The organism is Candidatus Paceibacterota bacterium, from assembly GCA_028697015.1.
In the GTDB taxonomy this organism is placed as follows: Bacteria; Patescibacteriota; Minisyncoccia; order Minisyncoccales; family GWA2-38-27; genus JAQVFW01.
Map to the genome: position 1 here is coordinate 1 of JAQVFW010000006.1, position 14,538 is coordinate 14,538.

Sequence of the window (14,538 nt, forward strand, 5' to 3'; positions counted from 1 at the left end):
TCAGTAGAAGCCATTGTAATTTTATTTTTATCAAAAGAAATAAAGATTCCCGATATTTCCGGTCTTGCCGTGCTTTGACTTGCAATATCAAAAACATATTCCAATCCTTCGCAGAAAGAAGAAGGAGATATGGATATAAATTCTCCTTCGGATATTTTTGGTATTATTGGAAAATCATCAGTAGACATTCCTAATATTTGAGTTTGGCGATTATTACAAGTGACAGAAAGATTATTCTTTTTTTCTTCTATTTCTATTTTTTCATTTGGTAAAAACCCTATAAAACTTGATAATATTTTAGCTGGAATTGTTGCGCTTCCTTCTTTTTCAATTTTAGCAAGCGCCCACCAATTAATCCCTATTTCCAGATCCGTTGCAGATAGATTAATAAAGCTTTTCTCGGCTGTAATTAAAATATTATTTAAAATAGGAAGAGTAAGAGATTTTCCTGATACTCTTTCAACTATCCCTAGTCCTTGTTTTAATTTTTCTTGCAGAATTGTTGCTTTCATATTAGTTTTAATAATTTAATTTATTTATTGTTATTATAGCTGTTAATAATATTTTTTTTAAGCTTATTTAAGGGCTTTTTATCTTGTTCTTTAAAATACTATTAAGTTGTGAATTATTTTCCTTTTGTTTTTATTTACAAAAAATAAACCTCTTTTCCACAGCTTATCAACTAGAAAGAATTCTTTCTTTTATTAGTATAATTTCTTCCTCTAGTTTTTTATTTTTCTGAATTTCAAGGGATATTTTTTTATAAGAATGAAGAGCGGTTGTATGATCTTTTCCATTAAATTTTCTTCCAATAAAAGGAAAGGAACTTTTTAATTCTTCTCTTAATAAATACATTGCTATTTGTCTTGGTTTAACAACTTCTTTTTTTCTTGATGGCGCTAAAATTTCTCTTTCTTTTAAATCAAAAAACTCTGCTACTGATTGTATTATTTTTTTAGGAGTAAGTATTTTTTGGGGAGAATTTATCAATGTTTTTAAAAGCTTTTGGGCAATTTCAAGAGTTATATCTTTATTGTCTATTTTCTGGAAAATAATAATTCTATTAAGAGCTCCTTCTAGTTCCCTTATGTTTGTTTTTATTGATTCTGCTATATATTGATAAATTTCTTCAGAAAAAGAAACTTCTTTTTCTTGGGCTTTTGCTTTTAAAATAGCTATTCTTGTTTCAATGTCAGGCATACTGATATCAGCAGTCATTCCTCCTTCAAACCTTGATCTTAAGCGTTCAGCTAAATACATTATTGATTTTGGAGGCCTATCTGAAGAAATTATTATCTGTTTATTATTTTCGTATAAAATATTAAATATGTGAAAAAATTCTTCTTGGGTTTTTTCTTTCCCGGATAAAAATTGAACATCGTCAATTATTAAAACGTCTACACATCGATATTTTTCTTTAAATGTTTCAATTGAATTTTTTTTAACTCCCTGTTCTCGAATAGCGGTGATAACCTCTGAGGTGAATTTTTCAGAAGATATATATTTTACTTTTTTGTCTGAAAAATTTTTAACTATTTCATTTCCTACTGATTGAAGAAGATGCGTTTTTCCAAGGCCTACTCCGCCGTATATAAAAAGCGGGTTATAAACAAGTCCGGGGTTTTTTACGACTGCCAGCGCTGCCGCATGGGGTAATTCGTTAAAAGGGCCTATTATAAAAGAATCAAAAGTATATTTTGGATTTAGCCCGGTTTCTTTATTTATTTGAAGGCCTTGAAAATCCAATTGGCTTTCAGATTTAACCGGCATAACTTGAGGAGTTTCCTTTCTTTTTTCTTTTTTGATTTCTGTTTTTCCAACAATATATTCAACCTCTTTAATTCCGCTGTCTATACTATGAAAGGTTTTCATCAATAACTTATTATACTTATTTTCAAGCCATTCTTTAACGAAAGAATTTGAAACGGAAACAACAATTTTTCCTCCATCTTTTTTGGATATCTCGGTATTTTTAAACCAAGTGGAAAAATTTGCCTGAGAAACGTTGAATTGGATTTGAGCAAGAACAGCTTGCCAGAGGTCCTCTTTATTCATAAATATTTCGTTTTATATTCTCTTAATTTGCTATATAATAAGAGAAAATAAAGAAGTTATCCGTCCCAATTTATTATTGCAAAAACCTTATATCTGTAAATACGATTATATCACATATACAAATTAAGGGAAAATAGAAGTAAAATCAAGTTTTCTGTTAATAACCTGTGTATAAGTTGTGGATTAATACCTATTATATTTTAAAAAAGAAAATGTTTAATTTGACCTATTTTCTTTTTGGTATTATACTTAGAAAACAGTATTTTATTTAAAATTTTAAATTTATATGTCTATTACCTATAATCCCAAAAAGAGAAAAAGAAAAAAAGCCCATGGATTCAGAGCAAGGCAGGAAACAAAAACAGGAAAAAGAGTTATAAAAAGCAGAAGGCAAAAAGGAAGAAAGAAAATAACGGTTTAATATGCTTTCTAAGGGAAACCGCCTTAAAAAAAAGGAGGATTTTAAGCTTGTTTTTAATAAAGGAAAAAAAATTAAAGGGATTTTTCTTTATTTAAAAGCCGTCCAAAATGGGCTTGGAGAAAGCAGGTTTGGAATTATTATCAGTAAAAAAGTTGATAAAAAAGCGACAGTTCGTAATTTGATAAAAAGAAGGACAAGGGCTGTTATAAAAGAAAATTTACCAAAAATCAAAACAAACATTGACTGTATTGTTTTTTTTATTTCTCTTCCGGAAAACTTTATTTCACTAAAAAAAGATATAGAAGAATGTTTTGAAAAATTAAAACTCTATGTTTAAAAAAAGTATTCTTTTTCTTATTTCTTTCTATCATTTTTCTGTTTCCCCATTTTTAGGAAAAAATTGTAGGTTTTATCCAAGTTGTTCTGATTATACTTATAAGGCAGTTGAAAAATACGGGTCCTTAAAAGGCATATTTTTAGGAACTAAAAGAATTTTAAAATGCCATCCTTTTAATAAAGGAGGAGTTGATATTCCTTAAATATTAAAAATAAGGAAAATTAAAAAATTATGATTGAAATTATTAAAATAGCTTTTGAATCTTTTTTTTATAAACCGCTGTTTAACGGCCTTATTTTTATTTATTATTACATTCCAGGAGGAGATCTTGGAATTACAATTATATTATTTACCCTTATTATAAAAACAATTCTTTATCCTTTAGGAGCAAAAGCAATAAAATCACAAAAATCATTAAATAAATTATCTCCAAAAATAAAAGAAATCCAGGAAAAATATAAAAATGACAAAGAAAAACAAACTAAAGAGATAATGGAATTTTATAAAAAAGAGAAAATAAATCCTTTTTCAGGTTGTCTTCCCTTGTTAATCCAGCTTCCTATTTTGCTTGCTCTTTTTAGAATTTTTAAGGATGGTTTTGGGATGGAACAAATGAATCTTCTATACGCAGTTACTCCTCATCCTGAAGAAATATTTACAGTTTTTCTAAAATTAGTAGATCTTGCGAACCCTAATTTATTTTTTGCCATTTTAGCCGGCGTTTCTTTATTTTTTCAAATGAAGATAAGTATTCCAAAAATAAAGAATAAAAATAAAGGGGATTTAAAAAGCGACATACAGGTTGTTATGCAAAAACAGATGCAGTATTTTTTGCCTTTTTTCATCGTGATTATTCTTCTTCAGCTTCCTTCGGCATTAGGCCTTTATTGGATAGTTTCAACTCTTTTTGCCATAGGACAGCACTATATAATAAATAAAAACGATGTTCTTTCTTCTTTAGAAAGACAAAACTAACGAGTTCCAAAACTTCCGGCTATAACTATTACTCCCATTGGACGAGTAGTTATTTTACTGTCTTGAAATTTATTAATACTTGAAGTAATTCCGCGCACTGAGCAAGATTTTCCATTATCAAATGAAGGTTTAATCCATACAGTTTCTCCTCCGTCTTCTTCTTCGGTTCCGCAATTATAAGGATAAAAGAAAACAATAATAGGAAGGTTCTCAGGGATAACAGTTGCCGATGAAATAGTTAAATTCTTTTTTAAAAAGAATTCTCTTATAGGCCTTTCTATAATTTCTTCTTCCTCCTCTTCTTCTCCTTCTATTACTTCTTCTGTTGAAAAGGGACCATAACATGTACTATCGCCTGACAGTCCACAATCTTCAGGATCTTTTTCTAGTTGATTTCTGAGATTTTTTTCTCTGTCGATATATTTATGCAATTTAACGCTTCGGGGAAATTCATAAGAAGAATCTCCCCACGAGCGAGTTGCAAAAGCAGCGGCATAATATATAGGAGGATCCATTGGCGTAATCATTTTAACTTCATCTGTGAGATTATAAACAACTTGTCCGTATCCGAGTTCTCCATCTCTAAGTTCGAGAAAATATGCTCCGTAGTAAATTTTTTGATTTGGAGTTTTTTCAAGATCTGGAAGAATATATATTATTTCCGGTTCCCTCCACTCTGAAGGAACTGTAAAATTTTCAAATAATTCTATAAAAACGCAGTGTTCCTTAACATTGTTTATTGTTTCAAAAAGAGCGGCAATATCCGTAGTGTCGTCAATATTTTGAGCAAGAATATTTATATCATCTATTTCTTCTTCACAAAACAAAATAGGAGAATAAATTTCATTTTTAAGAATAACACGGGCTTCCGGTACAGGATTTAGAGTTGGTTCTTGCAAAACCGTGAAAGAATAATTTATATTCCACAAAATCAAAAACGACCCTAAAGTGATTAAAAGCCCCAAAAGCGCTGAAAATATCCTCTTTTTTGCTTTGCTTACTTCTTCGGGATTGCCAGCTGAAGCAAGATAATTTAATCCTCCCAAGATAAGGAATAAAAGAGCGATTACTCCCACTGTTGTCGTAAGAAAGCCGAATATATACCTTACATAGACGTTGATAGGTGTTGCTATCGTAGAAAAGCCGGAACCTGGATAAGATATCTCTAAGTTTCTTCCCAGCGCCTTATTGAAGGCAAAAAAAAGAAAAAAGAGAGATATTAACAAGATTGCCTTTCTTTGTTTTTTTATCTTTTTTAACATGGTTATTTAAATATCCCAAATTCTCCTGCAATAATTAATTTTCCTCCTGCACATGGCATGATTGTAGTTTCTATTTCATCAGAAACACAAGTCATCCATGTATATCCATCTATTACTTCTCCAGTATCGTCTGGCTCAGGGCACTTTAAATGAGATGCTGGCGAACAGTTATCGGTATTTATAACCCATCCTGTACCTGTTGATTCCCAAGAGCATCTGGGAGTATCATCAGGAAGACAACTTACCCAAACACATTCTCCTTCATATTCTCCATCCTCAACAGGAGGGGGTCCACAGGTACTACATGGCGATGTACAAATTCCTCCACCTATATTCCTATTCCAATAGAAAAATCCTGGTGTCCCTCTTCCTTTTCCTTCGGAAGTCCAGATCCATGAGCATATTGAACATTCTCTTTCTTCTTCATCATCTTCTTCAAAACACTGGGGTTCGCTTTCCTCTCCCCATTTTTTCATAATAGTTGTATTAAAATTGTCATAATTTCCGGTAAATACAGCTATTTCTGAATATTCTCCCTCGTCCCATTTTGGAGGCCCTTCCGATGTGTCAGCGATATAAAAAATTACGATTGTTTTAGGAATATATCCATACTTATCGTTAATATCTATTGAACCAAGTATTCTATTTGGAGAATACCAATGGAAATAATCTAAAGGTTTTCTTTCAGTTGAGCGAATTCTTTTATAAAAAAGAGCTTCTTCATCTTCTTCGTCTTCTTCTAGTTGTCTATTTAATGGATTATTTTTTTGGCTGTGATACTTATACATTTTTACTTCTCTAGAAAAATCATAAGAATCAAAGCCGCTTTTTACCATAGTAAAAGGATAGCTGAAGAATATAGGAAGTTCCATAGGAGTAATTTTTTTTACTTCTATTTCTTCCCCTTCTTCTTCAACATTATAAACAACCTGAGCTTTTTTGTAATCTTTTGAGTAAAAGACAGCACCATAACGAGTCCCTTTTATTCCTGGAAATATATATATAACACTAGGGGTTCTCCAAACTCTGTTTATTATTGGGCCTGTTCCCGCAAACACACAATGATTTTTAACATTATTTATTATATCAAGCTGAGCTTGGGGCGGTGTTGACGTAGAAAGAATGGAATTTATATCATTTATCTCCTGATTGCAAAAAATAATAGGGCTTTGGCTTTGAAGCTGATCTACTATAGGAGAGATAGGAGTGGTTATAATATCATCTAAAATTACAAAAGGAGAATATATTCTAAACAAAATCAAAAACGACCCTAAAGTGATTAAAAGCCCCAAAAGCGCTGAAAATATCCTCTTTTTTGCTTTGCTTACTTCTTCGGGATTGCCAGCTGAAGCAAGATAATTTAATCCTCCCAAGATAAGGAATAAAAGAGCGATTACTCCCACTGTTGTCGTAAGAAAGCCGAATATATACCTTACATAGACGTTGATAGGTGTTGCTATCGTAGAAAAGCCGGAACCTGGATAAGATATCTCTAAGTTTCTTCCCAGCGCCTTATTGAAGGCAAAAAAAAGAAAAAAGAGAGATATTAACAAGATTGCCTTTCTTTGTTTTTTTATCTTTTTTAACATGGTTATTTTAAAATATTCCGATACTGCCGGCTATAATAAACATTCCACCAGCGCATGGAAAATCAACATGGTAATAACAAAAATCTTTCATATCTGTTTGATTTAAATTGCTGTTATTTTCATTAAAAACAGCAATTCTGCAAGATCTTCCATCTTCCCATGGTATATTATCACGGCATACATAAAATATGGCAATAGTCGGTTTTTTTAAATTCAAATCGCATTTTTCTCCGCTTTCCGATCCTCCAGCACACCTCTGAGAAAGATTTTCTACAATATAATAAGAAAAATCCATTGATCTTAATCTTAATTCAGAAACAGGGTCCTCTTCTTCTTCTTCCTCTTCTTCCTCACCGCTTGTAGTATCCCTTATTAAAGATATTTCTACTGCTGCTATTCCTGGTGATGTTGAAGTTGAAACCATAATTGAATTTGAATAATAAGGGCCGTAAATATCATTATAATCATCATCATCTTGTTTTGGATTTTGGGGATTTCCGTCCATTCCAACAAATCTATACAGTTGTACTTCTCTTATATAATCCCTAAAGGATGTAATTCCTTCTTTAACCATAGTAAAGGGGATGGCCGTAGGGATTTCTCCTTCCATTGGCCTTACAACCTTTATATTTTCAGTTAGGTTATAAACAACCTGTCCTTTTTGATCTTCAGCCAAAAGAATAACTCCATGATGGTTTCCATAATTGCCCGGAAATATATATATTATTCTTGAATATGTCCATCTTTCATCGGGTTTTCTCCATTCTTCGTCTTCTATTATTCCTCCGACTCCTCTTAAAGAATAACATTTTTCTTCAATGTCTTTTTTTATTTCAAGAAGGGTTTCAGATGGTGTTGATGTGAAAAGAACGGAATTTATATTGCTTACGCTTTGTTTGCAAAGAAGAATCGGAGAAAAAAGAGAATTGCCTCCTTGAAACATTGAAACAGACAAAGGGACAGGATAGACCTCTGGTTCTCTTAATTGTAAAAAAGAGGGATTTATAGTATTTAGTATAAGCCAGGATCCTAAAAGAATAGCGAGCCCAAATATTGCCGAATATATTTTTCTTTTTGCTCTGTTTACTTCTTCTGGATTGCCGGCGGAAGATAAATATATTAGTCCTCCAATTGTGATTGAAAAAAAAGCGAAAACTCCAGAGAGCCCTATTATAAGGTAAAATATATATTCTACATATCTTGTAATTGGAGTTGCAATTGTTGTAAATTCTGCCCCAGGATATATGGTTTCTAAATTTCTTCCCAGTACTTTGTTAAAAGGAATAAAAAGAAGAAAAAAAACAACAATTAAGAAAAAAGAAAAAAATGTTTTAACATTTTTTTGGAGATATTTATTCAAAAAAATTGTCTTTAATGAAGTAAAATATAAAATTATTTTCATTTTTTCCCATTATACCACAGTAAAAGAGCAAGGTAAAATAAAAAATATCTCAATAATAAGAAAATATTTTAAAATTCTAATTCAAAATATTTTTATTCAAGTAAATATTCACAAGAACCTATTTCGAATCTAAAGCATGAGGTGGTTGTACTACTTAAAACAGGTTCTGAGGGGAGGCCTAATTCTTCAAGGGTGGGAGGATTATAACGATAGCCAATTAAATAATAATCGGGGTCAGGAATAGCAGAAGAAGAAAAACAAGGATTGTCTTCTACGGGACTTACACAAACAGGAGCACATCCATAGCCAGATATTCCTTCCTGTTTTGCTTCACAATATCCATGCGTTCTCTTTACTGGAATATGATAGGCATATGCATAATAAGGACCACAGTAGCCAGTTGTCCAAATTCCCGTGCTATAAATATAACACTGTTTGGTAATTCTCCACTGATATCCCCATTCGAAAACGCATCCTCCTTCTCCTTCTATTTGTCCAAAAACACAATAAGCACAAACACCACCGCTATAAGGTTCTTCACAAAGTTCATTGCACCATTCTTCTGAAAGAACAGTTATAGGACCTTCCGCTTTTGTTTCATTAATAAAAATTACCCAGAAGGCAAACATAAAAATAAAAGAAAAAATTAATATTGAAAATAATTTTTTTATAAAACTTATTTTTTTATTCATGATATTTTTAAACAATGGAAATAATTGATTAGCGGATTCTTTTTATTCCAAATTATACCGTGAAAACATTCATGGGTCAAAGATTTTTTATTCAATAGGACACAGCCAGTTATGTTTTAACTTAAAATATGAATAGTTTTCAGAAGATTTGCATATCTCAATCTTATTTGATACTTCTTTATATTTATTGCAAAATTGGGTTGGGTTAGTATAAAAAAGATACTTTAATTTTTCTTCCTTAAACTCACAATAGGATTCCATCTTTTTTACTTCCCTTATAATCTTTTCAGTTGTTTTTGCTTCACTATCTTCTATTATTGGCTGTGCATCACAGCTGTTTTCAAAATAAGAAAACCAGCAGAAAGATTCATAAGCGAGACGGTTGCTCTTTTCAGCAAAAGTGCCTGCTATAAAAGGAATGCGGGAAATGTAATCCTTAAAACTTTCATAAATATCGTTGCGCTGTTCTGTGGTTAAGTCGTCAAAAGGATACTGTGCACAGAGATCTGCTATCGGCTCTCCGGGATAAAATCTTTCTAAAAACTCATTTAATCTTGTTGCACATAAAAAAGAAATAGTTGAGCGATTTGATCCAAATGTTCCGCGCCAGGCATTATAAGCTTTTTTGAAGGAATCATAAGAATAATAATCACATACAAAACAAGGATTGTTTTTTTCTATAGCATCTTTAATAATACTATTAGAATCAACTTTGCATCTCTTTTTAAAGAATCCGTCAACGCCACATTCATAAAAATCTTCAAACGAATAATCATTGCAGGTAGTGTTATAACTATAAAGGGTTTTTCCACAAACTTGTTTGAAATCTTCAGGATATGAGCAAAACTTTTTTTCAGAATACTCATTGCATAATTCTTCAGCATCTCCGGAAAGAGTTGTAAAATTCATGGCATCCGAGGGATAGGGTATGCAAGTAAGCCATCTGTTAATAAGTTGATTACATGCTAATTGCTTGCTTCCTTCAATTGCGTCGCAGAATATTTCTTCATCGGGATATTCTTCGCACAGCCGTTCAAAATCTTCTTTTTTAAACGGATATGGTTCGCAAAAATTTTCATTCGGATATTTTTCGCATAAATAAAGGAGAGTATTACAAGGGAAATTGTTGTCACGAAAATGTTCCACATCTTCATAAATTCTTGTAAATTGAACTGGCTCTCTGCATTTTTCGGTTCTATTTAATGCGAATTCCGATTGCCCAATACTTCCGTCTAAATAGTCCATAGGACAAGGATTATCGTTTCCCCCTACTCCCGTACATCCACTTTCCCAAGAACATTGGATATCATACCAATTTGTTCCATATGCGGATGAAAAATTTTCTCCTGGACGAGGATTGAGGTAATACCAAAAACTGCCGAAGTGATAATAATAGGATGAATAAACGGAACGATAAGAGTCTTTCCATGCATAAGGGGGATTTGAGCTCTTCATGAAGTAATGAGCGCTTGGAGAAAAGAGATTGAAAATTTCTTTTATAAAATTAATATCCCAACAGAAAACTCCTGTACAAAATAATTTGTTGTCATCGGGAGTGCATCGTCCGCCTTCAGGAGGGCAAATAAATAAATCAGGATGAGTATCTTCTTTTATAAGTTGAGGAACAAGGTTTCCTAAATAGTCGGGAATATAAGAATAATTTTGAGTTATATAAGGAGGGTAGAAAGAACTTTTTGCGATATAAAGGGATGCTAAGTTTGTTAACGCTACCTTGCAGACCTGCTTACAATTTGCTCGGCATTTCCAATCATCAGCATCAGAATAACATTTATTTGTATCGGAAGACAATGAATTTAAATGGCCTTGTGAATAAGAAATATCGCTATCAAGATTTTCTAATAAAGGAATAATATTTTCTTTAATTTCTTTTTCCTTTTCTTTAAAATCTTTTTCATCATTTAATAAATTTTTAAATTTTATTAAAATAAGAAGATGAGGATTTCCTTCTGATTCTTCCTCTTCTTCAATATCTCCTATAAGAGATTCAATTCTTAATACTATTTCTTCAAGCCATATTGTTTTTGCCTCCATCATTTCAATATTTTTCTCCAAATGATCCTTTTCTTCATTAACTAACTTTTTATAACTGCCCAAAGTATCTATTTGGGAAATAAGGTCATCTTGATATTCTCTTAGATATTTTTCTTTATAAGAAGGGCAAAGTTCTCCTTCACTTATAAAACAATTAGAATTAACATAAGGGTTAGGGTCAGGAGTTGTAATTTCTGGAATTTCGTATTTACATATTGCATCATAATGTCTTCCTCCGCCGATTAAATAAGGCATGCATAAACTAAACTTAGAAGTATAAGAAGGATATGGAGAATCAGTATAACGACCCCACCATGGAAAAGCTATAAATCCTCCGACATTATAATAAAAGTAATCAGAATAACGGGAAGTCCATCCATAGGAGTACCAATATGGAGACCAGCCATGATAGCCATAATAATTATATCCCCACCAATTTCCCCAAAGAAGTTCAAAGTTCCAATATGCTGGACCATAATAATTAGAATACCAGTTGTAATCACCGTAAAAATCATATTCTGGAATAGAATATCCATCACAAAAACCAGATTTGCCTGAGCTCTGTCTTTTTTTAAGGGAACCATCGTCGTGGTATTCGCAAGGCGTCTTATACTTAACACAGGGAGTTGTTGCTGATCTTGTTACACTAGGAGGAGTGGGAAGCGAAGGAAGAGGATAAGGAAGGGCTCTAAGAGTGATGTCTTCTTCAAATTCACCAAGGACGCACTGAGAAGGAGGGGGCCAATCAACACAATCAGGCTGCCAGCATCCGTATCCTTCTCCACAAGTACTCTCTTTTAATCTAAGAGTGTTTCTATTTAACCTTAATGTATAAGGATAGGTGTAATAAAAAGGCCAATATGAACTAAGGCTTCCATGATAATTCCATGTCCAATACCATCCCCATTCCCAAGTGCATTCTCCTTCTTCTGCTGTTGTTTTTACCAGTGTACAATTATCACATGCTGCTTTAATTTGAGAAGGGGAATAATGGCAGGAATCAGGGAGTTCTTCTTTTACTTTTTCACCACATGTAGCACAAAATCTATTTGTATCAAGAGACGGACAAGAACATTCTGTTTCTACTTCTGCTATTGCATTTTTAGTTGAGAATTGAAAAAACAAAAAAGAAAAAGATAAAGAAAGAAAAATTGCCAATAAAAAATAATTGGCATTTTTATTTTTGTTATCTGTTAAAATACGAAGAGAAATCATTTATTCAACTTTAAAAATTTTATACGGATTTTACTTTAAAAACCATATTTTCAATACAGATTTTTCTACTTTTGGTAGATCTTTTTTATCTTTTCTAAAAGATTTTTTTTAAATGACTTTTTGTTTTTTGATAATATATATAAATTAGTCATAATCAAAGCAAAAAAAGCGGAAAGAGAAGAAAAATATTTATCATTACTGCTTGAAGGGGGCAAAACATCGTCTGGACGGGGAAAATCATAGCAACCAATATCATTTGGGTCGCAGTATCCTCCTGATCCAGATTCATATCTTACACAATCAGTGCTCGTGGCAGCACTTGAAGAAGATCCGGGACATCCTGGCTTGTCACAGTTAAAACCGGAAGTCAAGTCGCATGTATCATCAATTAATGCCCATGATAAATCCCATTCTTGCCATTTCCAAGAACATCCTCCTGTTCCAACAATTTTCTCTAAATTGCAATTTGTTATGCATTCATTTTGAGCTTCTTCTTGCGTGTAAGGGCAAGAATCAGGGAATCCTTCATCACACATGTTGCAGAACTCTTCCGAACCAAGAAAAGGACATTCACATCCCAATTCTTCCTTTTCTTCTTCTTTAATTTTTAAACAACCGGTGACAGATATATTTTCCAAGGAAGATCCTGGACAACTTGGGTTAGCACATTCATATCCCAAACTTTGATCACAAGTATCACCGGTAAGGTCCCAAAAAAATACTCCGTAATAAAACTCTTGCCAACTCCATGAGCAAGATCCTTCTCCTTCTTCTTTTTCCAAAGCACACCATTCACAGGCATTATTTACACCTTCAGAAGAATAGGAACAAGAATCAGGGAATCCTTCATCACACATGTTGCAGAACTCTTCCGAGGCAAGGTAAGGACATTCACATCCTATTTCTTCACTTTCTCCTTCAAAACAATTTGTAGTGGCAGTTTCATTTGAGGAATATCCGGGGCAGTTTGGCATGGCGCAGTCGTATCCCAAGCTGCAACCACTATTTTCAAGAGTCCAATAAGATCCTCCCCAGTTCCAATCACAAGTTCCTTCTCCTTGTGCCATTTCTCCGCATTTTGCACATAATCCTTCAGTTTCTTCTTCGTTATAAGGGCAAGAATCAGAAAATCCTTCACTGCATTCATTGCAGAATTTTTCAGAAAGAGGATAAGGACATTCGCATTCTTCTCTATAACATCTGGTACTTTGGCGTTGTCCGAAATAGATGCCTGGGCAATCGGGCTGGCGGCATTCTGCTCCTTCTCCGCAGGTATTTCCTTCCAGTGTCCAACAAAATCCTTCCATCGGATCGTCTCCGTCTTCATAAGACCCCTCACATATCCACGTGCAAGTTCCTGAAACTGTTTCTATTTCGTTACATTTTTGGCAAAGATCAGTAACATTTGAATAAGAACAGAAACTGGGAAATCCGCGGCTGCATGTATTGCAAAATTCATTTGAAAGAGGATTGGGACATTCACATTTTCCCAATCGGAAACAACTGCTAATGGCCGTAAAAGTATTCGGATATGAGGGAGGCGTTTCACCTTCTTCCCAAGGAAGGTCTTCATCTTCAAAGGGTCCTGTATCATATTGAGGATAATTAAACCAATAAGAAGTACAAGGAGGCAAACATTCATATCCCGATGGACAGCTATTACTTGTTAATCTTAAAGGAGGTGAAAAATATGTCTGTCTTATATACCATCCACCCGTTAGTTCCACCCATGCATTATTCCATCCCCATTCCCACGTACAAGAACCTCTCCGCATTTTTAATGAATTACAAATATCACAGGCAGAAGAAAGATCAAAATCATGATAATATGGGCAACGTGAAATAAGTTCGCTTTCGTCTTCTTCACAGAGATTGCAGAAGATTGAAGAAAAAACAGCGGGACAATCGTCTGAAAAATCTCCACAGACAGGTTCTTCTGGATCTTCCTCCTCTTCCTCCTCTTCCTCTTCTTCCTCTTCCTCCTCTTCCTCCTCTTCCTCCTCTTCCTCCTCTTCTTCCTCTTCTTCCTCTTCCTCCTCTTCTTCCTCCTCTTCCTCCTCTTCTTCCTCTTCCTCTTCCTCCTCTTCCTCCTCTTCTTCCTCCTCTTCCTCTTCCTCCTCTTCCTCCTCTTCCTCCTCTTCTTCCTCTTCTTCCTCTTCCTCCTCTTCTTCCTCCTCTTCCTCCTCCTCTTCCTCCTCTTCCTCCTCTTCCTCTTCCTCCTCTTCCTCCTCTTCCTCCTCTTCCTCCTCTTCCTCTTCTTCCTCTTCCTCCTCTTCCTCCTCTTCCTCCTCTTCCTCTTCCTCCTCTTCCTCCTCTTCTCCATATCCATATCCATATCCATATCCAAAAGCAAAGGAGTTAATTTCAATATTTGCTAAATAAAAAATAGAATTACTAACTTTGGAAAAAATTTCTGTTTTTGTTTTTTCTGCTAAAAATCCGAAAAATGAAAACGCCAAAAAAACAAAAAGAATAGTTCCCAATAAAATACTTTTAATAATATTTTTTCTTTTGTTCATTATTTATTTACAATATTAT

The 14,538-nt window shown here is 33.4% G+C and carries 12 protein-coding genes; 4 read left to right on the forward strand and 8 right to left on the reverse strand.

Annotation, left to right across the window (positions count from 1 at the left end; translation table 11 throughout):
- Both PHH50_02415 and dnaA read right to left on the reverse strand, forming a co-directional pair.
- Positions 1-512: DNA polymerase III subunit beta (locus PHH50_02415; GenBank protein ID MDD3729145.1), on the reverse strand; the 512-nt coding region annotated here is incomplete at its 3' end.
- Between the two features lie 166 nt (positions 513-678).
- Positions 679-2,055, reverse strand: coding sequence for a chromosomal replication initiator protein DnaA (gene dnaA / locus PHH50_02420; GenBank protein ID MDD3729146.1), 1,377 nt, complete (start codon positions 2,053-2,055; stop codon positions 679-681).
- 286 nt (positions 2,056-2,341) lie between these two features.
- Here dnaA and rpmH point away from each other — a divergent pair, with 286 nt between their 5' ends.
- The 4 genes from rpmH to PHH50_02440 are packed head-to-tail and all read left to right on the forward strand — an operon-like array spanning position 2,342 to position 3,788.
- Positions 2,342-2,476 (forward strand): 50S ribosomal protein L34, encoded by a 135-nt coding sequence (gene rpmH / locus PHH50_02425; protein ID MDD3729147.1) that lies wholly within the window; start codon positions 2,342-2,344, stop codon positions 2,474-2,476.
- A 1-nt stretch (position 2,477) separates the two neighbouring features.
- A complete protein-coding gene (gene rnpA, locus PHH50_02430) occupies positions 2,478-2,813 on the forward strand; it encodes a ribonuclease P protein component (GenBank protein MDD3729148.1) in 336 nt (111 codons plus the stop codon).
- Positions 2,806-3,015, forward strand: coding sequence for a membrane protein insertion efficiency factor YidD (gene yidD / locus PHH50_02435; GenBank protein MDD3729149.1), 210 nt, complete (start codon positions 2,806-2,808; stop codon positions 3,013-3,015). The genes rnpA and yidD overlap by 8 nt, the downstream gene beginning before the upstream one ends.
- A 29-nt stretch (positions 3,016-3,044) precedes the next feature.
- Positions 3,045-3,788 (forward strand): YidC/Oxa1 family membrane protein insertase, encoded by a 744-nt coding sequence (locus PHH50_02440; protein MDD3729150.1) that lies wholly within the window; start codon positions 3,045-3,047, stop codon positions 3,786-3,788.
- Here PHH50_02440 and PHH50_02445 read toward each other — a convergent pair.
- From PHH50_02445 to PHH50_02470, 6 genes are all read right to left on the reverse strand, one after another.
- The gene (locus PHH50_02445; GenBank protein MDD3729151.1) at positions 3,785-5,050 is read right to left on the reverse strand and encodes a pilin; all 1,266 of its coding nucleotides are present in this window, start codon (positions 5,048-5,050) and stop codon (positions 3,785-3,787) included. The genes PHH50_02440 and PHH50_02445 overlap by 4 nt on opposite strands.
- A gap of 2 nt (positions 5,051-5,052) precedes the next feature.
- Positions 5,053-6,639 (reverse strand): pilin, encoded by a 1,587-nt coding sequence (locus PHH50_02450; protein ID MDD3729152.1) that lies wholly within the window; start codon positions 6,637-6,639, stop codon positions 5,053-5,055.
- A 7-nt stretch (positions 6,640-6,646) separates the two neighbouring features.
- Entirely contained in the window at positions 6,647-8,041 is a 1,395-nt protein-coding gene (locus tag PHH50_02455; protein ID MDD3729153.1) for a pilin, read from the reverse strand.
- 92 nt (positions 8,042-8,133) lie between these two features.
- Entirely contained in the window at positions 8,134-8,733 is a 600-nt protein-coding gene (locus PHH50_02460) for a hypothetical protein (GenBank protein ID MDD3729154.1), read from the reverse strand.
- An 87-nt stretch (positions 8,734-8,820) separates the two neighbouring features.
- The gene (locus PHH50_02465) at positions 8,821-12,000 is read right to left on the reverse strand and encodes a hypothetical protein (GenBank protein ID MDD3729155.1); all 3,180 of its coding nucleotides are present in this window, start codon (positions 11,998-12,000) and stop codon (positions 8,821-8,823) included.
- A 65-nt stretch (positions 12,001-12,065) separates the two neighbouring features.
- Complete coding sequence (locus PHH50_02470) at positions 12,066-14,519, reverse strand: hypothetical protein (GenBank protein ID MDD3729156.1); 2,454 nt, start codon at positions 14,517-14,519, stop codon at positions 12,066-12,068.
- Positions 14,520-14,538 lie beyond the last annotated feature (19 nt).